This window comes from Acinetobacter sp. FL (assembly GCF_040744925.1).
Lineage (GTDB): Bacteria > Pseudomonadota > Gammaproteobacteria > Pseudomonadales > Moraxellaceae > Acinetobacter > Acinetobacter radioresistens.
In genome coordinates this window covers 1608933-1630950 of sequence record NZ_CP160437.1, presented here as the reverse complement: position 1 = coordinate 1630950, position 22018 = coordinate 1608933, and the positions used below count along the sequence as shown (strand labels likewise).

Sequence of the window (22018 nt, the reverse complement as noted above, 5' to 3'; positions counted from 1 at the left end):
TAAAAATAATACAAAATTTTCATTAGAGCTTATTAAGTTAATAAAAATGGGACCTTGTTTAGTAACAGGTCCCAATAAAGTTTAGAAGTATTATTCAGCTTTTAGGATATCACTTAACTTTTATTTTGTGGTTCATGAGGGGTAGGAGACTTTTCATCTTGCTTTACTTCATCGGGAGTTTGTGTAGAGATCTCTGGAGTAGGCTCGGCTGATTCATTGTCTTTGGTAGCTTTTTCGGAAAAATCTTTAAAATTAGACATTTCAATCTTCTTTATTATGTGAAGGAAAGTCATCATGCTCTTTTATGTCTACTTACACTAAGATAGTTGTGAGAGTGATGTGTGAGCTATGTGTCTTTTACTACAAAATTTCTGATTGGCTAATTACTTAAAGACTTTTTACTTTGAGAATAGACTAATTGAAATTTGTGGTGCTTTATTATACGAATATACAATTGAATAATGAGATATTTATCACTATATTGTTAAGATATGATGACATAATTGGGATTTTTAATTTGCGTATTTTTATTGATAGGATTTCTTTATGAAGGATGGAATATTTTATGTTGTATTTAGAAATAGTGGCCATGGCTTTGGAGAGGGTACTGTCGTTATAAACAATAATAAGATTAATGGTGGAGATCCTAACCATACATATTCAGGCCACATCGAAGATAATCTTGTCAAGCTAACTGTCCATAAGCACAGAAAGTCGGCGCTATCTATCTTTGATCAAGAATCTAATTACAGAATTAACCTAACTTTTCAGGAGTCAGGATTTGGTTTCTCGCTTAAAGGCCATGTTGAAGATAACCAGAATATTACTATAGAAGCCGACGCCAAATTTATTGGTGAACTTGCAATCTGATTATTTAAAAAACCTATTTTTGTTTTCTTCTATTATCTTTTAAATTATATAACGGCCTTGTTCTTATCAAAGACAACTCTATAGCATAATTTCTTGCTCATCATTTTTATATCAATAACGTATTGTTAATACATGTTTTTGGATTAATGCGACTTTTAAATCGTTTAATAACTCTGTTGAATCTTCTTTTTACTCAATCTTCTAAAACTGAAAATAGTAATTAAATAAGTACTTAAACTATTTATTGAGCTACTTCTTTATCTTTATTGAATATAGAAATCAATTAGTCATAGTCTAGTCTTACAGTCTTTGCAGTTTATAACTGATGAGGTTTCTTCTATAGTCTTCATAACATGATAACTAACTACTAACAGTCAGTTTTTCCAAATATATACTTGCCTGGCAAACAAAACACAGAAGAATAGAGACTATATGTACTTCATAATGGAAGGTGATCAGAAAGTGGAAAACAGATTTATTAAGGTAATCACCCATTAAGAAGGAAATATTATTACTATATGTCATTTCTGGGAGAGTTAAGATGCAGATAATTTAAGCTTAATCTTCTTCAGTTTATAACCCTTAACTATGCAGCCTTCAAAAGCTACAAAGGTAGTCTTCAAGCTAAAAAATCTTTTAATAGTAAGTTTATTAATGTATAAGCTCACTATATTTTCCTAAAATTTTCTAAATATTTGAGTATTGTTTAGTGTACATGAGATTTCTGGTAACGACTTCTATAGTGTCGAGTGTATTATTCTTTTGTTTGTATTCTCATACTGCTCCTGCATTTACCCATCATAAAAATTTGGATAGTGCTGCTATTGCTTCTTTTTATCCACGTAAAAGGAATGCTTTCAAGAGTTTTAAATTTGCCAGAATTGATCATAAAAAAAGATTAGCGGTAAAAAATAGTGTTTAAAAACGACTAGGAGACTTAACGTAGCCGGTCAACACAAATTTTAAAACTGATATTAAGGTCCATAATCTATTTAAACCGGACCCCATATTTCATAGTTTGTAGCTTTTGTCCCTCTAAATTACCTAATTTAAAAATCTACTATATTTGATCAACATACAAACATTATTAATTTACACTTCAAATTTTGCCAGTTGCTATAGTGGTTTTTCCCTTGAATTAAATAATAAGGCTTAACAATGCAAAATATTAATGAACATGACGTAGTAATAGCTTCTTGTGGAACTCAAGTTGGAAAGGTAGATCATTTAGAAGGCCAAGATTCAATTAAATTGACTCGTAGTGATGATGAAAATAATGAGCACCATGTCATCCCGTTAAGCTGGGTTGCCAAAGCAGAAAATGGTGAAGTTCATCTCAATAAAAATGCTGAAGAGGTTCACCAGCAGTGGAAGACTCTTCAGTAAAGGGTTGATTCTTAGTAAGTCAAACATAGTATTGCATAGGCAATACTATGTTTTTTTAAATTTATTTATTCAAAATTTGTAGATCCAGCCCGAAATCTACTTTTCTACTTTGACGTGCGGTATTTACTATCTGGTAAATCTGTACTGACCATTTGCTGGCAGTTTACTGTATTACTTATAAGTATAGCTTCTGATTCTTCTGGTTTATTGCCCGGCGCAAAAATATTGATATAAGCTAAATCACTTGTACTCGAGATCCTAAATTTTAATCACTGACCAGCTTTGGCCCGGAAGGTATATTAACTATTATAGTATCTTGTAAAGCTACCTCTATCTAACAGTTGCGTTGTTAATATCTTTTTTGAACGATAAAGATAATCTGGTTTTCAGCAGCTTTGAAACTACAGGCAAACTGCAAAAAGAAATAAAAAAGCTAGGAAAGCAGAACCTAAGTATTTATTAATAAATATCGAAAGTCATTCTTATAGTGATGTATGTGAATATTATATCGCCAGAAAAATTACTGATCTTTATAGGTACATGGGCTATAACTGATAAATATGTATTTATAGTCCGGCACTAAAGTTAAGAATAAAGGGAAATATTATTTAAAAACCGATAAAGGAAATAGAAATTGTAAAACAGAATTATTTATATATCAGTGATATAAATTTCTTTTACTCTTTATATTTTTAACGTATAAGTATAAAAGCAAATTACTTAATAAAGTCACTGCGAATTACTACTATATAAGGCTCATTCGGATGCATATAAGGATTTTAATAACTTTATTTATAGGTATGAGCTGTTTTTTCTACTGGACATACAATACCCGGAATAATTTTTTCGGCAAAAACGATGATATAAAAAGAATTGCAAAAGCCTCTTTTTATCCTGATAAAATGAGCACAGGCAAGAATTTTACCTTTGTAAAAGTGGGACCGGATGACAAAATTATTCTTGAGAAAGTGGAATTCGCTCAATAACATTTTCCTCTGAAGAGCCCCTTGTGAAAAATTAAGTATTCACTTTGGTTTATTATATTGAACTTGAATTTTATCTCACTCTTTTGCCATTTTGATCAATTATTAATTCACCATCTTCTTTACTAAATGCCTTACGTTGAGGTGCGGACAGTATATCTAGCACTATTTCTGAAGGCCTACATAGTCTGGTTCCAAGTTCTGTGACGACAAAAGGCCGGTTAATTAAAATAGGATATTCAAGCATCAAGGTGATTAATTGCTCATCTGTCCAATGTAATTTATCTAAGTCTAGCTCTTTGTAGGGTGCTACATTCTTGCGTATGGCTTCACGTACAGTTAGCCCGGAATTCTTGATTAATTGAATTAACTCTGCTTTTAAAGGTGGAGTCTTTAAGTACTCAATAATTACAGGCTCTTGCCCTGTATTACGGATTAGGGCTAATGTATTTCTAGAAGTTCCACATTCCGGATTATGATAAATTTTGATTGATTGAGACATAGGTTACTCGATCTCTTTAGTATTGTTTGCCTTTATATATGGATATACGTATATTCGCAATAGTAAATATTTGAGATTTCAAAAGATGGAACAGACAGATTTTTTTAAATGCCTTGCTGATTCAACACGTTTAAATATTTTAAAATTAGTTATGAACAGAGAAAACGTATGTGTATGTGAATTTACGGCACAATTAAAATTAAGTCAGCCAAAAATCTCTCGTCATTTAGCCCTGCTTAGAAACTTGGGAATACTACTGGATCAGCGTAAAGGGCAGTGGGTATATTATCGCCTGAACCCTGATTTACCAAATTGGGCACATGATATTTTAAAAATAATAGCATTAAACCCGATACTTAATCCCTTAACTTCAAATATTCCGGACTATTGTGAAGAGTAATATTGTGCCTGCTAAAATATCATTTCTGGATCGTAATCTTACACTTTGGATTTTTATTGCTATGGCGCTAGGCATAGCTATAGGAGTGTTTTTTCCGCAAGTCTCTGTGAACTTAGATAAGTTAAGTATAGATTCAATCAATATTCCAATAGCTATTGGTTTAATTCTGATGATGTATCCACCTTTAGCCAAAGTCGATTATGCAGCTTTGCCAGAGGTATTTAAAGACAAGAAAACGCTAATTTTATCTCTAGTTCAGAACTGGGTTATTGCACCAGTTTTAATGTTTGCTTTAGCGGTTATCTTTTTACCTCACTATCCTGAATATATGACAGGATTGATTCTGATTGGTCTGGCACGATGTATTGCAATGGTTTTGGTGTGGAACGGACTAGCTTGTGGCGATAATCAATACGTTGCGGTCTTAGTCGCATTTAATAGCATCTTTCAAATCCTATTCTTCAGTACTTATGCCTGGTTGTTTTTGACTTTTTTGCCACCTTATTTTGGTGTTGCGGGGCAAGTGATCAATGTTGATTTTTGGACTATCACACATGCGGTACTCGTGTATTTAGGTATTCCATTTTTTCTTGGTTTTATAACTCGCTTTCTTCTGGTTCGGGCCAAAGGTTTAGCTTGGTATCGAAATATCTTTTTGCCAAAGATCAGCCCACTGAGCTTACTGGCTCTATTGTTCACAATTGTGGCAATGTTTAGTTTGAAAGGAAATGATGTAGTAAGCTTGCCGCTGGATGTTTTGCGGATTGCAATTCCTCTGATCATTTATTTTATATTGATGTTCTTTATCAGCTTCTTTATGAGCAAATGGATGGGAAATGATTATCCAAAAACCGCAGCCATTTCTTTTACAGCTGCGGGAAATAACTTCGAATTAGCATTAGCTGTTGCAATTGCAACTTTCGGCTTGGCGTCACCCGTGGCGTTTACTACCGTAATTGGTCCTCTGGTTGAAGTACCAGTGCTAATTATACTGGTGAGTGTTTCACTATGGCTGAAGAAAACCTGCTTTAAAGAAAAATAATTATTCTGAATTTCTTAATCTGAAATTAGCTTTACTTGATATTAAGTAAGTAAGGATTACTGTGAGATACAAAGTATTATTCTCGATTTGTGGAAAATAATGAAGAACCATTAGATATATAAATCTAAAAAATTTTTAAAAATGAACAAAAATTAAAGACAATAAAAAGCCCCGAAAAAGGGGCTTTTTATCACGTTATATTTATAAGTTATGCCTTATTTATACCAAAAGTTATATCAATTTTATGAAGCTTTGCTTTAGGAAAATAAAATTATTCTAAAATAATCTTAGTCCAGGCTTCATACATTTTTATAGCAGCGGAAAAATCACTATCGGGCTCTGCTGTCAGATTTGCTGCCTGAATCAGACTTTGTGTGAGCGCAAGAAGTGGGGCAGGTAACTTTGCTTCATTAACCAGATCTAGTGCTATTCCTGTATCCTTTGCAAGCAAAGGTAAAGCAAAGGTTAACGGGAAACTGCGGTTTAATATTCGTGCGGGCAGTGCCGTTTCAGTGACGCCACTTTTACCACTTGAGGCATTAATACATTCAAGGGCCTGATTCAGATTGACACCATGGGCTTTTAAAGTCGTAAAACCTTCAGCTACTGACCATAAGTTCACTGCAAGTAACATATTATTCACTGCTTTCACGGCAAACCCAGCTCCTGAGTCACCTACATGTTTAATGAGCTTGCCAAAGGTCTGCATAGCTGGCAGGGCACGTTCAAATACTGCAGCATCGCCTCCAACCATTATGGTTAAAGTGGCATTTTCGGCACCAACAGTTTGACCACTGACAGGTGCATCTAAAAATTCGATGTCCTTTTGTTTTAAACTCATTGCCAGCTCTTTTGCTGCTGCAGGAACACCACTTGTACAGTCTATCCATATAGCGCCAGCTTTAATATTTAATGAGTCAATAAGCTGCTTCACATCCTGGCTGGTAGGTAAACAGGAAAAGATAATATCTGCCTGTACTGCCTGATGTAGATCTACTGCCTGTGTACCGTACTCAGCTGCATGCTGTTCAGCCTTTTCAAAGCTGCGATTCCAGACATAAACAGTATCAAAATGTTTGGGTAGATGTGCAGCCATGCGGTAGCCCATTGCTCCAAGACCAATAAATGCCACAGTTTGAATCATAATGTATCCTTTATTCTTGATGAGCGTTGTACCAGCCATTCGGTCAATTTTGGCCAGAATTCATTGGCACTTGCCTGGCTTGACATTAAACCGATGTGCCCTCCAGGAATAGCAGTAAACGAAACATCTGCACTATTTGTCAATTGGCTAAGGGGTTGAATAGCTGCTTCTGTCACAATCTGATCTGTGGTGCCGGCACCTAATAGTAATGAGCATTCAATATTTTTTAAGTCAATTAACCGATCTTTTAAATGAATACTTCCTGTTTTTAGTGGATTTTTAAGCCAGACTTTAAAAACCATATCTTTATTAATTGCGCCAGGATAATCATTCATATGATTTAAAAACGTCTGCACCGTAGTGTGTTCTCGCAGAAATTTTTCATTGTCTATATATTTAAATAACTGAATACAGCTATTTAACCAGCCTGCCGGATCAATTATTTTAAACCCCAAGGCATTAATAAAACCTGGTGTATGGATCAGCCCTTCAGGAATATTTTCAATTGTGTGCCTGATTTTTGCATGTCTGGTAAGTAACTGATTTATTGTTTCAAATAGCCTGCCAATCCGACCCGAAGCGTAACTGTCAATTGGGCTACCTAAAATAATCAGATTTTTAACATGACTCTGTTTCGCCAAGGCACTGTAGAGTAAAGCAAAAATACCCCCCATACTCCAGCCATGCAGGGAAATTTTTTCACTCTGCGAATGTTCACAGACAGTTTTAATATAGTGCGGCAAGCAATCATCAATAAAAAATAGAAAATCGCGATATCGGTCCTGAAATGTGAAGCTTCCCCAATCAACCAGATAAACATCAAAACCTTGCAGCTGAAAATGCTGTACTAAAGAACGGTAAGGATATAGATCATAAATCGCCATATTGACTGCCAGCGGTGCTACAAAAACTAATGGCTCCTTGTAGCGTTTATGAGCGGCAGCATAATAACGCAGCTGGCTGCCATGATACTTGCTGATTACCTGAAAGAGTGTAGATTGGGAAAGAACCAATGACTCGGGGTTAAGTACACGGCGTGAAAGATGAAAAAATCTGGTCTTCTGCTGTCGAATTCTGGCTTTTAAGGTAAACATTTTTGGCATTCATTTCTCATTTCAAAAGATTTGTATGAAGACTAAGCGATAATTATGCATTTTACCTTGACCAGAAATACTCTGGACGCTCAAAATGTTGGCAATTTCTATCAAGGGCAGTCTTGCGGACTGAGTCAGACATGAACCAACCAGACGAACCAGATTATCAAATTGACACTTTAGCTATTCGCACTGGCCATACACGCAGTTTTGAAGGCGAACATGGCGAACCAATCTTCCTGACCTCTTCATTTGTTTATGCCAATGCTGAGGAAGCAGCAGCAAAATTCTCGGGTCAGATTCCAGGTAATATCTACTCGCGCTTCACTAACCCGACAGTTTCTATGTTTGAAAAACGTCTTGCTGCATTAGAGGGCGCAGAACGTGCCGTTGCTACTAGTTCGGGTATGGCGGCAATACTGGCTGTAGTCATGTCTTATCTAAAGGCAGGTGATCATGTCATCTGTTCACGTGCGGTATTTGGTTCTACTGTATCGCTGTTTGAAAAATATGTTGCCAAGTTTGGTGTAACGGTAGACTTCGTTGATTTAACAGATACAAGTGCCTGGAAAGCTGCATTACGTCCTGAAACACGACTGCTTTTTGTAGAATCACCTTCTAACCCACTGGCCGAGATCGCTGATATTCAGTCTCTGGCAGATATTGCGCATAGCAATGGTGCTCTACTGGCGATTGATAACAGTTTTTGTACTCCGGTTTTACAACAGCCTTTAAAATTCGGTGCTGACCTGGTGATTTATTCTGCTACCAAGTATCTTGATGGTCAGGGACGTGCTTTAGGTGGTGCAGTGGTTGGCGGTCATCAACTACTTGAAGACGTTTTCGGTATGGTGCGTACTTTAGGGCCATCAATGAGTCCTTTTAATGCCTGGATCTTTTTAAAGGGCCTTGAGACATTAAACCTGCGTATGAAAGCTCATACGGCCAGTGCTCAAAAACTGGCTGAATGGTTAAAACAGCATCCAAAAGTTGAAAAAGTCTATTATGCCGGCCTGCCTGAACATATAGGCCATGAACTGGCAGCCAAGCAGCAAAGTGGTTTTGGTGGGATTGTTTCTTTTGAGGTAAAAAAAGGACGAGAGGGGGCTTGGAAAGTTATTGATCAGACCCAATTTATTTCTATTACCGGTAATCTGGGCGATACCAAGTCTACTATTACTCATCCGGCGACTACCACGCATGGTAAATTGTCAGCAGAGGCGAAAGAAGCAGCAGGTATCCGCGAAGGCTTGATCCGGGTTTCTGTCGGCCTTGAAGACATTGATGATATTATTCGCGATTTATCGCGCGGTTTAGATTTAATTTAGCCATTTAAATTTTTTTGGAGAGTAATAATGAATATTAATATGTTGATGCAGCAAGCCCAGCGTATGCAGAAGGATGTAGAAAGTAATCTGAAAAAGGCCAAAGAAGAGCTAGCCCAGATGGAAGTACATGCAGAAGCGGGTGGTGGGCTGGTAAAAGTAACCATGACATGCCGTAATGTGGTAAAGCGTATTGAAATTAATCCGGACCTTTTACAGGATGAACCGGATATGATCGAAGACCTGATTGCTGCTGCGATTAATGACGCTGCCCGTCAGGCAGAAGCAATTTCTGAAGAAAAAATGAAGAGTGCCAATAGTGGTATGGGCTTGCCACCAGGCCTGGCCGGATTATTTTAAGGAATAATATTACGTGTTCAGTGAACGCTTTGATCAGCTTGTACAGGCATTGCGAATTTTACCTAGCGTTGGGCCGAAATCGGCTCAGCGTATGGCATTGCATCTGCTTATGAAAAATCGGGAAGGTGCATCAGGACTGGCTCATGCTCTAAATGAGGCAACTTCCTATATTCATGAATGTAAAGTCTGTCATTCACTGACAGAAAATGAAGTGTGTGATATATGTGCATCTTCTGAACGTGACGAGCAGCAGCTCTGTGTAGTGGAATCACCAGCCGATGTCATGGCAATAGAGCAAAGTGGCAGTTTTAAAGGTAAATATCATGTCCTTGGTGGTCACTTATCTCCACTTGATGGGATTGGTCCAGAAGAGATTGGTATACCTTATCTAGTCCGGCGTTTGAGTGAAGGTCATATTACAGAAGTTATTCTGGCGACCAACGCTACAGTAGAAGGCCAGGCGACAGCTCATTATTTGGCTGAAGCTACCAAACATTTGCCTTTGCATCTAACTCGAATTGCCCAAGGGGTACCTCAGGGTGGTGAGCTCGAATATGTAGATAGCCATACGTTAAGCCAAGCTTTACACAATCGGATGCGAATAAAATAAGCACTTATAAGTGCTTATTTTATTTGTAATGGTAAAAAAACTGCATTTTGTCGTACATTCTGTCACTGGAAAATAGATATAACTATGACAATATAAAAAAAACTCACTGCTAAATAAGGCTAATTCCAAAGTAAATATAAGAAATCATCTAAAATATAACCAATCAAATTGATTAGAAAATAGTTAATACGTATTAATTCTATTTAAAAACATTGAATTAATAAAGATTTAGACAAAAGACTAATAGTAGAAACCTATATATAAAATAACCCTAACTTGTTAATATGAACAAAAAATTACTGTTGAGCTCCCATGTTTCAGTTTATCGAACAGCAAACTGATCTAGAAAAAGTGCTCTACCTCATGGATCAACATCCGGTTTATGCACTTGATACTGAATTTATTAAAGTCGATACCTTTTGGCCTAAACTCGGTGTTTTCCAGATTAATATTGCAGAGCAGATATTTTTACTGGATGGTACAACTTTAGACCTTACAGCTTTCTGGAAAAAAGTTTATCGGGCCCAGCAAAATATTTTTCATGCCTGTAGTGAAGATATTGATCTGATTTATCATTATGCTGGCCCTTATAGCCTAAGCAATGTATTTGATACTCAAGTTGGCTTGTCTTTTTTAGGCCAAGGTTTACAGGTAAGTTATCAGAATGCTTTAAAACTTGTACTTGATATTGATATTGAAAAAGATCAAACCCGTTCTGACTGGCTGGCTCGACCACTGACAGATGAACAGCTACATTATGCAGCAAATGATGTGTTGTACTTGGGACAGTTAGCCGAACAGATTAAAACTGAACTTAAGCAGAAAAACCTATATGAGTGTGTACTTGAAGACTGTAAGCACCTGACCCAAGAAATTGCTGAGGAAACACCCCTACATTTACTGTATCAGGATGTGGGCAATTACCGGCATACACGTCGCCAGCTTATGCAGCTTCAACATTTAAGTGTGTGGCGTGAGCAAATGGTTAAGGCACTTAACCAGCCTCGTAGCTTTATTCTGCGCAACTCAACCATGATTGATCTGGTCGAGAAAAATCCACGTAATAATTTCCAGCTGGCAGGTATTAAAGATATTCGTGCCGGTGTAGTACGTGAATATGGAAAAGTTATTCTGGACTTGCTGAAATTTTTGCCTAAAGCAGAAGAGTGGCCATTACGTATGGCCCGTCCCATCAAACAGGCCTCAAAAACTACTGCCGAGCAGGTAGATAACCTGATTCAAACAGTTGTCGAAGAGACTAAAGTACCCAAAGAGGTTCTACTCCGTAAAAAATGGATGAATTCTTTATATCAACATGTGGTCTTTCATGGAGATGAGCAGGATTTGCCAGACTATCTGCTGGGTTGGCGCTATGAAATATTAACCAAGCCGCTTATCCAGATTTTACAACAGGATGAAAGTTATTTATCGACCCAGATGAAAGTAACAAATTAACTAAATATGAATTGACGAAGAGCGGCATATTTAAGTAAAAACACGACTGATGCGTTAATGATGGCTAATGTAACCGTCGTCTTTTTCATGTATGCTTTGATTTGAGTTTTATGAGTTCTGTTTCAAAAATGCATTGTGATATTTATAGATCTAGTAAGAAAGATGAGATGTATCTCTATATTGCACGTCCTGATTATTCAGCCGAGTCTGACTCTTCGGAACTTGATCCGCTTGAGATAGTGCCTGAAGTATTACGCCATGCTTTTGGGCGGGCTACTTTTGTAATGCATCTTGAACTATCTGAAACGCGCCGTCTGGCTCGGGTAAATGTATTACATGTACTCGATTCCCTACAAACCAAAGGCTTCTTTATTCAAATGCCTCCAGAAGGTTTAATTAACCCTAATGCAGTAGAACCAGAGGGCTTACGTGGTGCTTGATCAATTTTCAGGAGTTTGGAACAGTTTACTTTCGATGCTCGATTCAATTCCTGAAGATAGCATCGCTGTAACAGTTTATGGTCTTGGTACATTAATTATTTTATGGTGCTGGACTAATATCGCAAGACGTATTCCAGCGCCAGTTGGAGCAATTAGCTGGATTATTGTTTTTGCAATTCTGGTCACCCCGACTGTTTCAGAAGGGCCAAATGCTTCCATTGCGCCAGCAACCTTTGGGCTGATCTTTGGTGTACTCACTAAAGAGTACCCGCTTGTCTGGTCCAATCTGGCGGCTATTTTGTTTGTAATTGCGCTTGGCCTGCTAATCGGGTATCTGTGGACACGTTATACGGCACCCAAAAAGACTTCACCACTTTAAGTAATAAAAATAAGGTTTAATTATGTCTTTGGATTCTCAAAAATTTTCTGGTACAGAGCAATATATTGCCACTGAAAGCCTTAAACTTGCAGTAAATGCGGCCCGTATTCTGCAAAAGCCGTTACTGGTTAAAGGAGAGCCAGGAACAGGCAAAACCTTGCTTGCAGAGCAGGTAGCAGCGAGTCTGGGTTTAAAGTTGATCACCTGGCACATCAAGTCGACCACCAAAGCGCAGCAGGGATTATATGAATATGATGCGGTATCGCGTCTGCGTGACAGTCAGCTTGGTGATGACCGGGTATACGATATTGCAAATTATATTAAGCCTGGAAAACTGTGGGAAGCATTTACCAGTGAAGAACGCTGTGTACTGCTGATTGATGAGATTGATAAAGCAGATATCGAATTTCCAAATGACCTGTTGCATGAAATTGATAAAATGTCCTTTTTCGTATATGAAACGGGTGAGACAGTCACAGCAATTCAGCGTCCGATTGTGATTATTACTTCAAATAATGAAAAAGAATTACCAGATGCATTTTTGCGTCGATGCTTTTTTCACTATATTGAGTTCCCGGATGAAGCTATCATGCGGGCTATCATCAATGTCCATTTTCCAAATATTTCGGCCACTCTGGTCAGTGAAGCCTTGCAGATATTCTTTAAGCTACGCCAGATACCAAGCTTGAAAAAACCACCTTCAACTTCTGAGCTGATTGACTGGTTGAGCCTACTGATGGCTGATGAAATGCCAGAAGATATTTTGCGACATCATGATAAGTCTAAGGCAATTCCACCTTTATACGGTGCCCTGATCAAAAATGAACAGGATGTGCAGCTTCTTGAGCGTCTTGCTTTTATGTCACGACGTTAAGAGGCTCCTGCTATGTTCGTGCGGCTGTTTTATACATTACGCAAATATGGAATACCGGTGACTACCCGGGAGCTGATCGATTTAAATCAGGCGGTTGCACAAGGGTTAGTCTTTGCTGATGAAGAAGGTTTTTATCAGCTGGCACGGATGATCTTGGTCAAGGATGAACGATTCTTTGACAAGTTTGACCGTGCCATGAAGGACTATTTTGATGGGATCGAAAGTATTGATCTGGATGAGTTGTTAAAACAGGTTCATAAACTGCCAAAAGACTGGTTTGATCTGGAGCTGCTTGAAAAACATCTTACTCCTGAACAGCGCGAAGAACTCAAGAAAGCAGGCTCACTTGAGGAGCTGATGAAAATGCTTGAAGAGCGCTTGCGTGAACAGCATAAAAAACATCAGGGTGGCAACCGGATGATTGGTACAGGGGGTACTTCTCCGTTTGGTGCTTACGGTGATCATCCTGAGGGAGTCCGTATCGGAGGGCCGGGGCGAAAGCGCTCAGCAGTTAAAGTGTGGGAACAGCGCAAATACAAGAACCTTGATGATGAGCAGATCCTTGGTTCGCGGCAGATGCAGCTGGCATTACGTCGGTTACGTAAGTTCGCCCGTACCGGTGCTGCCGAAGAGTTGGATATTGATGGTACTATTCGTGAGACAGCCAAGCAGGGGATTCTGGATGTACAGATGGTGCCAGAGCGTCGTAACCGGGTTAAAGTATTGATGCTGTTCGACGTGGGTGGTTCTATGGATGCCCATATCAGTGAATGTGAAAAACTGTTCAGTGCTGCACGTACCGAATTTAAAACATTGGAATATTTTTATTTCCATAACTGCCTGTATGACTATGTCTGGAAAGATAACTATCGGCGTTCCTCAACCCGTATGGAAACGCAAGAGCTGTTTAATACGTATGCCAGAGATTATCGTGTAATTGTAGTTGGCGATGCCAGCATGGCACCCTACGAACTTAGATCGGTTGGCGGATCAGTTGAATACATGAATGATGAAGCGGGAGAAGTGTGGCTAAGACGCCTGCGTCAGCACTTCGATAAAACAGCTTGGCTGAACCCGGAGCAGGAAAGTTATTGGCATTATACTCAGACTATAGCCATGATTAAGGAAATTTTTGAAGATCACATGTATCCAATGACGCTTAAAGGAATTGAAGAGATGACCCGCTATCTGGCACGTTAATCTCCCTGTTTAAAAATGTATACAAGCTGGAACTTATTATGAATCATCAAATCAATGGCGTAGCTTTACCGGATGAACAGGGGTTCTTTGGTGAATATGGGGGCCAGTTTATTCCACCACATTTAAAACAGGCTATGGATCAGATTAATCTGGCTTATGAAGAAATACGCCATACTCCAGAGTTTCAGCAAGAGCTGGCTGATCTTTTTGCACATTATGTTGGCCGTCCAAGTCCATTATTTCATGCGAAGCGACTGTCTGATCAATTAGGCGGGGCACAAATCTATCTGAAACGTGAAGATCTGAACCATACTGGTGCCCATAAAATTAATCATTGTCTGGGTGAGGCATTACTGGCCAAATATATGGGTAAGACCAAAGTTATTGCCGAGACTGGAGCCGGGCAACATGGCGTGGCCTTGGCAACTGCCTGTGCATTGGTAGGTATTCCTTGTGAAATTCACATGGGGCAGGTGGATATTGAAAAAGAACATCCAAATGTTGTAAAAATGAAAATTCTGGGAGCAAAACTGGTCTCGGTAACGCGTGGTACTGCTACTCTTAAAGATGCAGTGGATAGTGCTTTTGAAGAATATTTAAAAGACCCTGATCATTTTATTTATGCGATTGGTTCTGTTGTCGGTCCCCATCCATTTCCTAAAATGGTCCGTGATTTTCAGTCTGTTATTGGAAAGGAAATTAAAGAGCAAACCCATGAGCGTTTTGGAAGTAATCCGGATTATATTGTTGCCTGTGTAGGCGGCGGCTCTAATGCAATTGGTGCATTTAGTGCATTCTTAAATGACCGGGATGTTAAATTAGTCGGAGTTGAGCCGGCTGGTCAAGGTTTAGATACTCCTATGCATTCAGCATCTCTAACACTTGGTAAACCCAGCAAGTTACATGGTATGGCCTGTTATGTGCTGGAAGATGAGCATGGTGAGCCACTACCTGTTCACTCTATAGCCTCAGGGCTGGATTATCCTGGAGTAGGGCCACAGCATAGTTACCTCAAGGATATTGGTCGAGTAGAGTACGCTACCGCCAGTGATGAGGAGTGTCTGGCTGCCTTTATGACGTTATCGCGCGTGGAAGGGATTGTACCTGCACTTGAAAGCTCTCATGCAGTTGCATGGGCAATTCGTGAGGCACCTAAAATGCCTAAAGAGATTCGGATTATTGTAAACCTTTCTGGCCGGGGTGATAAAGATTCAGATTATGTGGCAGCAAAACTGGGCCTCTGATCTTTACATTTTTAGATAATTAAACAGGTATCTTCATGTATACCTGTTTAATTAAGGGTTGTTAAAAGTTCTGAATTTAACCTGAAATGTATTGCTGTAACTGATCAATCATCAGGCGCTGGTCTTCCATTGCAGCTTTGACCAGATCACCGATTGAAATCAGTCCTACCAGCCGCTCGTCTTCAAGCACGGGTAAATGTCGCAAATGGCGGTCAGTCATCAGTTGAAGACAATCTTCTACAGTATTATTAAGACCCACGGTTAAAACCTTATTGGTCATAATTTCACTCACTGTGGTGTTATAGGAAGAGCGTTCCATTAATGCAACTTTACGGGTGTAATCGCGCTCAGACAAAATTCCAACGACACGCTGTTCATCAGTTACGATTAATGCACCGATTCCCTTGTTGGCCATAAGTGAAATCGCTTCAAGTACAGTAGCTTCTGGTGAAATAGTAAAAATGGCTTTTTCTGTTTTATTGTGAAGAACCTGAGAGACAGTAGTCATATAATGATTCCTTGGTATTACTTATCGTTTTAATTTAACTTAGCCTGATTTTTAGAAAATGCAAAGAGTTTAAAATAATCTTATTAAAAAATGCTGAAATGTATATCGAGATATACAGGTTTCAGCAAGCTTATCTTATGACTTCACTTTTTTAAAGTGCATCACAGTTTAATTCACTAAAGAAAAAATGACACATCTGATTGGCAGAAAGTTTAAACTTACGGTTAGATGAGTTAAATAGTGCTGGCGTAACATTCAGACGAGTTAATGTCGGTAATAGTGATTTCTGAAAGTCTTTCGGAGTAATACGGCGTGGCGTATAGTTTGGCCAATGTACCTGAGCATAACGGTGTGCCTGCACACCATTAAGCCAGAAAGGAAAGACATAGTCTTCCTGGTCTGATTTGATTGCCCAGCCATCATTATAAAGGCCCCAAACCACACCACAATACATCATTGTTTTTAAAATAGAGAGTTTAATTATAAGTTCTTTAGAAGCAGGTTGAAGTTGGCTATAAGTATTCATGATCATTCATGGCTATAAGAATTTCGAAGTCAGGCCTATTGTAAGGTTTAATTATGAAAGTACAGTTTAAGCTTTAGGTATATTCGGTAAGAAATTATTATTTTAAGGTATTAAAAAACGCCACCTAGGTGACGTTTTGTTAAGCCTGCATCGTGGCCATCTTTTGCCAGTACTGAGCTTTTAAGGAATCCCGTTCTACACGGAAACCCTGGTAATAAAGCTCGGCAAGGAAAAGGGCCGCTTTACCATGACCTGCACGAGCAACTTCTTCTAGCTGCTGTACAGCCTCGCTAAAATTCATTTGAGACTGTATTGTATTTACAGCATTAGCGTACACATGTTCTAAGTCATGATGAGAGATATTTTGAATCATAGTAAACTCCTTATTGTAATTATGATTGCGAATATAAAAGACAAATTGTCTTAATATTAAAATAACAAATCTATGTGAAACTAATATTACATTAGTCTTAACTTGTCAATGTACATATTGGGTAAAGATTCTGTTTTTCAAGCTTACATGTTTAAACATTAAACAAAAAATGTTTTTATTAGAATGAAAAAGAAAATTAGATAAATAAGAGGACAATAATTATGGCTTCCACAATAATAGCGGATACTTCAACTGTCAGTAATGAAAGATATAATACCCTTGATGGTTTGCATTTTGACTATCCTCCAACTGAGCAGCAAATTGTCGCACTGGCACATGCTCATCGGCGTAATCTGGATGCGGCATCATTAGATCAGAACGTACATTTGGGGAATTTTTGTTTGAAACAGCGCAAGCATGTTTATGATTTTACTCGGCAGTATGAATATGATGACCGTGTACGCTTTTACTCAATTTATAATGGAGAACTTTTACGTATTGCAGATGAAGACGACCTGCATCCGGCAGATTCAGAACGTGGAGTCGGTATTTTTGCAATATTTGTAGTAATGGCGATTGTTGCTGCTGTGCTCTACTACACGGTAATCCGGGTAGTCTTTTACTGAGCATTGATATGCAAATAGTGAACCGGTCTAATAATATACAGCTTGCGCTATTATTAGACCACTTTACTTGTACTTTTACCTGCGAGCACTTTAAACTACCTGTTATTCGAGGTAGGTTATGCTCATATTCCCACATAGTTTCCAGAAAATTAAAGCAGTTCTAACACTAGATCGTATCTATGATATTTTTGTACTGCTTGTTATGGGCCTAATTTTTTTAATGGTTTGTATTGGTCTATCTCGACCTGTTGCCACCAACCAATATCAAAATATTTTAATACTTTCAAAACAGGCTGTTCATCCCAAAACTCAGAAAATGGCTCTTGAACTATTACAAACTAAAAAGATTCAGCGCATCTATTATCTTAAATTGATGCGGGCGTATCAGTTTGAACAGACACAGGTGAAGCATTATCCGGCACAGGCGGCAGAGGATTTGCGCTAGGTATAGGTTTAGAAGCCGCAGGCGATGTTATCTGTGAATTCAGGTTTTGCTCTAAAATGCTCTGTATAGCCTGTTTGTCCAAGGTTTCACTCACAATAACTAAAGTCAGATTTTCAGGATTTAAATGTAATTTTACGGCCTTTTCTACATCCTTGGTGGTCAGATTAGCCAGCTGTTTGGAATATTGAGTCAGATAATTGGCAGGTAGACCATAAAACCCGATAGCACCTAACTGTGCATTCATGCTGGCATTACTGCTGAAATTCATTGGAAATGCGCGTAATATGCCTGCTTTAGTTTCTTCTAGCTGTTTCTGGTCAAGTGGCTGTTGAACAAAATCAAGCAGCGTTTTGTGCGCAACCCGGATACTGTCTAGCAGCTGGTCTTGACGGGTGGAGTAGCTAATATTAAAGACACCACGGGCTTGAGTTGAGTTTATTGTGCTATAAGCGCCATAGGTATAACCACGTTTTACCCTTAACTCACGCATCAGTAGCGAGTTAAAGCCGCTTCCTCCCAGCATCTGGTTAGCAACTTCTAGGGCGAGTCTGTCTGGATCAAAACGGGTAATGCCCAGTTGGCCCATGCTGACATGAGCCTGTGATGAATTAAATGGAATATGTTGAATATTAAAACCGTTGTGCTCTTCCGGAACAGGAAGTGTTGGAGCTCTTTGACCTTGTGGTAAATTTCCTGCAATACGTTCAGAAAGTTTAAGCGCTTCCCGCTGATTGAGTTTACCCGTAATAGCAATATTCATATTCTGTGCTACTAAAAAAGTGTCTCTAAAAGCTCTCAGGTGTTTAGTGGTGATTTTACTAATACTACGCTGGGTACCTGGAGTGGGTTCTGCATAAGGATGAGTCCCATACAAACTCCGATAGAAACGTACATCCCGCATTCTGCCTGGATTCTCTTGAACCTGTTTCTGACCTGCCTGGGTATTGTTTAAAATCAGCTTAATGCCTGAATTATTAAAACTGGAGTGATTCAATAGATGAATCATCATTGCTAAAGCTGGTTCAAGCTTTTTTGGATCTGATAAAACCCGCAAGCGTACAATAAACATATCGCGATAGGCATTTATACTGAACTGCGCACCAAGACGCTCAAAAGTATTTGCAACCTCTTGCGCAGTATAAAACTCTGTGCCTTCATCTAGCAGATTAGCTGTCATATTTGCTAATCCGTATAATCCTTTTTCTATACTTTCATCTCTTGCCGAACCTGCATTAAAGGTGAGTTGTATATCTATGATAGGTAAATCTTGTGATTCGACGAACAGACTACGGACCTTATAGCGATTTGTCAGATCATGTACATAAGGTGCCTGATATTCCTGCTTCTTAGAAATGCTGCGTAAGCTTTGTAAGGTAGAAAGAGAATATAGTTTACTATTATCCTGCTCAAAGTCAGCTTCCTGTAAATTGACTTCAGCAATTGCCGACAAACTTAGAGAAAGGCTGGCCATTAATAAAGGCATACGTAGATGAATCATAGCAATCCTTTCTTTATTTTGAATCTTGAGGAAGCGGAGATAAATAAAGCGTACTCAGATTTTCACGGACAAAATAGGCATTTGCAACTCGCTGTATATCTTGTGGCGTCACTGTTTCATAGTGCTGTGGCAGTTTATCCAGTAAGCGATAACTTAAGCCATTAATCTCCAGATTCCCGATCATTTTAGCTTGCCCAGCGATATCATCTTGACTGTAAATTAAACTAGATACGAATTGTGTAATTACACGTTCCAGTTCATTGGAATTCACCGCCTCAGTTTTGAGCTGATCCAGTTCTTTCTGTATGGCTTCTTGTGCCTCTTGGAAACTGACTCCATCTGCAGGTAAGGCTGTAATATTAAAAAGAGTATCTCCGCGGTTATAAGGATCATAACTTGCACTGACAGCAGTCAGTATTTTTTTATCCCTTACCAGCCGGTTCTGTAAACGTGAAGAAATACTGCCATCAAGTAGGGACTGAATAATGGTAAGGGCATAGGCATCCTGAGGATTTTTGGCAGTTTTTAATGAACGGACATTCCAAGCCATATACAGGTTATTAATTTGGACCGGAAGAGAAAGCTCCATATGTCGATAACCTGGGCGGTCAAATTCGATGACATCATTACGTTCTGGTGTTTTACGTGCAGGAATTGACCCAAAATATTTTTCTACCTGCTTTAAAGTTGCTTCCACATTTACATCGCCCACTATAATTAAAATAGCATTGTTAGGGGTATACCAGTTGTGATACCAGTTCTTCAGGTCATTTAACTGAATATTCTGCAGATTTTTCATATAGCCAATTACGGGCTGGCGATAATGACTTGTAGGATAGGTAATCCATTTAAATCGTTCAAAAGCCAAAGTTCGTGGATTATCATCAGTACGTAACCGGCGCTCTTCCATGATGACTTTAATTTCTGGCTCAAAGTCTTCCTGTTTAAGCACCAGGTTAGTCATACGGTCAGCTTCAAGTTCCAGTGCGAGTGGTAAATAGCTTTTCGGATAAAGCTGATAATAGTTGGTATAATTGGTAAAGGTTGAGGCATTAACACTACCGCCATAAATGCGGCTTAAACGGGTAAACTCATTATGAGGTACTTTGGTTGTTCCCTTAAACATCATATGTTCTAAAGCATGTGATATACCTAGCAGATTACCAGACTCATCACTACTGCCGACCCCATACCAGATTTGGGTCATTACTACAGGTGAACGATGGTCCTCTCGAATAATAACTTTTAAACCGTTGCTTAATGAGGTTTCTACAGTTGTTCTGGAAAGTTCAGTCGTGGTTTGAGCCTGTAGGGTTGTAGATATCACCACTGTACCAGCCATAATGCTTAAAGATATAAAAAGAAAAGGAGAGATAGATTTAAGATGTTTTTTGAACTGTCGTGTAACTTGAGACACTATTATTTCCGGTCAAGTATGTATAATTTTGTTCTATTGTTCAAAAAACAGGGCTTTAACGCAAGCCATAGTTGTTGAGTTTTGGTTGAGACTTAGCCTAAGCATCATGCGCGGTCAGGAATCTATGCTAAACTCTTTCTTTTTTAACGCGATGCTTTTCAAGGAATCGGCATGCAACAGCAATCTAATGTGCAAAATAAATTCTTGATTGATTCTGATATCGGGGATGACGATGTCACTTTACCTAGCTTACCTGCTGTTGACGTTCCCATTATTGATACTCCAAAACAAGAACAACCTGTCACTGCCAGTATTCAGAGTGTAGAGGCAGATGAAGAGAAATCTAAAGGCAGTTTTTTTAGCCGGATGAAACAGGGGCTGACTAAAACCCGTAAGAACTTGGCAGATGGAATGGTCAATATCCTGATCGGGGGTAAGGAAATTGATGATGAGTTGCTTGAAGAGGTTGAAGAGCAATTACTGGTTGCCGATATTGGTGTAGAAGCAACCAAGACAATTATTAATAATTTGACTGAGCGGACTGCTCGGGGTGATTTGATTTACTCACATTCACTTTATAAAGCTTTACAAGAAGAACTGGTTGCCTTGCTTGCGCCGCGTGTTAAACCCTTACATATTGACCCGAATAAAAATCCTTATGTGATTTTAGTGGTAGGTGTAAATGGTGTAGGTAAAACCACCACGATTGGTAAGCTGGCTAAGCGCTTACAGGGAGAAGGCAAGAAAGTTATGCTGGCTGCGGGCGATACTTTCCGTGCGGCTGCAACTGAACAGTTGCAAATCTGGGGGGAGCGTAATGATGTTCAGGTGGTTGCGCAGGGACACGGTGCCGATAGTGCATCAGTTATTTTTGATGCTTTCGAAAGTGCTCGTGCTAAAGGAATTGATGTGCTAATCGCCGATACTGCAGGACGTTTGCACAATAAAAGTAATTTGATGGAAGAGCTTAAAAAAGTTAAGCGTGTTATGCAGAAAATTGATGCGACAGCTCCACATGAAATTATGCTGGTTGTTGATGCTGGTACAGGCCAGAATGCTATTAATCAGGTGCAAATGTTTGATGAAGCTGTTGGTTTAACCGGTTTAACTATTACCAAACTTGATGGTACTGCTAAAGGTGGTGTGCTGTTTAATATTGCAAGTCGTACTCATGTACCAATCCGATTTATCGGGGTAGGCGAAAAAATTGATGACTTGCGTCCATTCTCTGCCAAAGCTTTTGTTGCTGCTTTATTTGAAACTGATAAGTGATCTGGCTTATATCTTAAAGAACTCCGCTAAATGCGGAGTTCTTCA

General features: G+C 38.8%; 25 protein-coding genes. 16 read left to right on the top strand and 9 right to left on the bottom strand.

Annotated elements, in window-relative coordinates; translation table 11 throughout:
• Positions 1-113: 113 nt before the first annotated feature.
• Complete coding sequence (locus tag ABZP31_RS07635; RefSeq protein WP_005026099.1) at positions 114-260, bottom strand: hypothetical protein; 147 nt, start codon at positions 258-260, stop codon at positions 114-116.
• Positions 261-546: 286 nt separating this feature from the next.
• On the opposite strand from ABZP31_RS07635, the gene ABZP31_RS07630 reads away from it, so the two are divergent.
• A complete protein-coding gene (locus ABZP31_RS07630; RefSeq protein WP_111281356.1) occupies positions 547-870 on the top strand; it encodes a GrlR family regulatory protein in 324 nt (107 codons plus the stop codon).
• 1158 nt (positions 871-2028) lie between these two features.
• Entirely contained in the window at positions 2029-2256 is a 228-nt protein-coding gene (locus tag ABZP31_RS07625; protein ID WP_005020120.1) for a DUF2171 domain-containing protein, read from the top strand.
• Between the two features lie 1056 nt (positions 2257-3312).
• Here the strand turns inward: ABZP31_RS07625 and arsC are convergent.
• Positions 3313-3741 carry an arsenate reductase (glutaredoxin) gene (gene arsC, locus ABZP31_RS07620; RefSeq protein ID WP_005026096.1) on the bottom strand — a complete coding sequence of 143 codons (429 nt, stop codon included), beginning with the start codon at positions 3739-3741 and terminating at the stop codon, positions 3313-3315.
• A gap of 85 nt (positions 3742-3826) precedes the next feature.
• Here arsC and ABZP31_RS07615 point away from each other — a divergent pair, with 85 nt between their 5' ends.
• Positions 3827-4141, top strand: a complete 315-nt coding sequence (locus ABZP31_RS07615; RefSeq protein WP_005026093.1) for a metalloregulator ArsR/SmtB family transcription factor — start codon at positions 3827-3829, stop codon at positions 4139-4141.
• A 61-nt stretch (positions 4142-4202) separates the two neighbouring features.
• Entirely contained in the window at positions 4203-5183 is a 981-nt protein-coding gene (arsB, locus tag ABZP31_RS07610) for an ACR3 family arsenite efflux transporter (RefSeq protein WP_248135232.1), read from the top strand.
• Positions 5184-5454: 271 nt separating this feature from the next.
• Here the strand turns inward: arsB and ABZP31_RS07605 are convergent, their stop codons facing one another.
• Positions 5455-6327: an NAD(P)-dependent oxidoreductase gene (locus tag ABZP31_RS07605; protein ID WP_111281354.1), complete on the bottom strand. Its 873-nt coding sequence runs from the start codon at positions 6325-6327 to the stop codon at positions 5455-5457.
• The gene (locus ABZP31_RS07600) at positions 6324-7421 is read right to left on the bottom strand and encodes an alpha/beta fold hydrolase (RefSeq protein ID WP_248135229.1); all 1098 of its coding nucleotides are present in this window, start codon (positions 7419-7421) and stop codon (positions 6324-6326) included. The genes ABZP31_RS07605 and ABZP31_RS07600 overlap by 4 nt, the downstream gene beginning before the upstream one ends.
• 140 nt (positions 7422-7561) lie before the next feature.
• On the opposite strand from ABZP31_RS07600, the gene ABZP31_RS07595 reads away from it, so the two are divergent.
• The 9 genes from ABZP31_RS07595 (at position 7562) to trpB (ending at position 15308) form a co-directional block, all read left to right on the top strand.
• Positions 7562-8749 (top strand): O-succinylhomoserine sulfhydrylase, encoded by a 1188-nt coding sequence (locus tag ABZP31_RS07595; RefSeq protein ID WP_248123500.1) that lies wholly within the window; start codon positions 7562-7564, stop codon positions 8747-8749.
• A gap of 27 nt (positions 8750-8776) precedes the next feature.
• A complete protein-coding gene (locus ABZP31_RS07590) occupies positions 8777-9106 on the top strand; it encodes a YbaB/EbfC family nucleoid-associated protein (RefSeq protein ID WP_005020132.1) in 330 nt (109 codons plus the stop codon).
• Positions 9107-9119: 13 nt separating this feature from the next.
• Positions 9120-9716, top strand: coding sequence for a recombination mediator RecR (recR, locus tag ABZP31_RS07585; protein ID WP_005020133.1), 597 nt, complete (start codon positions 9120-9122; stop codon positions 9714-9716).
• Positions 9717-10028: 312 nt separating this feature from the next.
• Positions 10029-11171 (top strand): HRDC domain-containing protein, encoded by a 1143-nt coding sequence (locus tag ABZP31_RS07580; protein WP_248135200.1) that lies wholly within the window; start codon positions 10029-10031, stop codon positions 11169-11171.
• 128 nt (positions 11172-11299) lie between these two features.
• Complete coding sequence (locus ABZP31_RS07575; protein WP_005020136.1) at positions 11300-11611, top strand: YcgL domain-containing protein; 312 nt, start codon at positions 11300-11302, stop codon at positions 11609-11611.
• Between the two features lie 34 nt (positions 11612-11645).
• Positions 11646-11990 (top strand): hypothetical protein, encoded by a 345-nt coding sequence (locus ABZP31_RS07570; RefSeq protein WP_005405118.1) that lies wholly within the window; start codon positions 11646-11648, stop codon positions 11988-11990.
• 22 nt (positions 11991-12012) lie between these two features.
• Positions 12013-12864 (top strand): MoxR family ATPase, encoded by an 852-nt coding sequence (locus ABZP31_RS07565; RefSeq protein WP_248135199.1) that lies wholly within the window; start codon positions 12013-12015, stop codon positions 12862-12864.
• A 12-nt stretch (positions 12865-12876) separates the two neighbouring features.
• The gene (locus ABZP31_RS07560) at positions 12877-14064 is read left to right on the top strand and encodes a VWA domain-containing protein (RefSeq protein WP_005020139.1); all 1188 of its coding nucleotides are present in this window, start codon (positions 12877-12879) and stop codon (positions 14062-14064) included.
• 38 nt (positions 14065-14102) lie between these two features.
• Positions 14103-15308 (top strand): tryptophan synthase subunit beta, encoded by a 1206-nt coding sequence (gene trpB, locus ABZP31_RS07555; protein WP_248135197.1) that lies wholly within the window; start codon positions 14103-14105, stop codon positions 15306-15308.
• 76 nt (positions 15309-15384) lie between these two features.
• Here the strand turns inward: trpB and ABZP31_RS07550 are convergent, their stop codons facing one another.
• From ABZP31_RS07550 to ABZP31_RS07540, 3 genes are all read right to left on the bottom strand, one after another.
• Complete coding sequence (locus tag ABZP31_RS07550) at positions 15385-15816, bottom strand: CBS domain-containing protein (protein WP_005020147.1); 432 nt, start codon at positions 15814-15816, stop codon at positions 15385-15387.
• A gap of 151 nt (positions 15817-15967) precedes the next feature.
• Positions 15968-16342 carry a DUF2750 domain-containing protein gene (locus tag ABZP31_RS07545; RefSeq protein WP_005020148.1) on the bottom strand — a complete coding sequence of 125 codons (375 nt, stop codon included), beginning with the start codon at positions 16340-16342 and terminating at the stop codon, positions 15968-15970.
• Between the two features lie 139 nt (positions 16343-16481).
• On the bottom strand, positions 16482-16715 hold the full coding sequence (locus ABZP31_RS07540; RefSeq protein WP_005020149.1) for a hypothetical protein: 234 nt from the start codon (positions 16713-16715) through the stop codon (positions 16482-16484).
• Between the two features lie 221 nt (positions 16716-16936).
• Here ABZP31_RS07540 and ABZP31_RS07535 point away from each other — a divergent pair, with 221 nt between their 5' ends.
• Positions 16937-17341: a hypothetical protein gene (locus ABZP31_RS07535; RefSeq protein WP_005020150.1), complete on the top strand. Its 405-nt coding sequence runs from the start codon at positions 16937-16939 to the stop codon at positions 17339-17341.
• 118 nt (positions 17342-17459) lie between these two features.
• Entirely contained in the window at positions 17460-17786 is a 327-nt protein-coding gene (locus ABZP31_RS07530) for a hypothetical protein (RefSeq protein WP_005026072.1), read from the top strand.
• Here ABZP31_RS07530 and ABZP31_RS07525 read toward each other — a convergent pair.
• Positions 17707-19284 carry a pitrilysin family protein gene (locus ABZP31_RS07525; protein WP_005020152.1) on the bottom strand — a complete coding sequence of 526 codons (1578 nt, stop codon included), beginning with the start codon at positions 19282-19284 and terminating at the stop codon, positions 17707-17709. The genes ABZP31_RS07530 and ABZP31_RS07525 overlap by 80 nt on opposite strands.
• A 13-nt stretch (positions 19285-19297) precedes the next feature.
• On the bottom strand, positions 19298-20626 hold the full coding sequence (locus ABZP31_RS07520) for a pitrilysin family protein (protein ID WP_016801307.1): 1329 nt from the start codon (positions 20624-20626) through the stop codon (positions 19298-19300).
• A 246-nt stretch (positions 20627-20872) separates the two neighbouring features.
• Between ABZP31_RS07520 and ftsY the strand changes: the two genes are divergently transcribed.
• Complete coding sequence (gene ftsY / locus ABZP31_RS07515) at positions 20873-21973, top strand: signal recognition particle-docking protein FtsY (RefSeq protein WP_005026067.1); 1101 nt, start codon at positions 20873-20875, stop codon at positions 21971-21973.
• Positions 21974-22018: the final 45 nt, after the last annotated feature.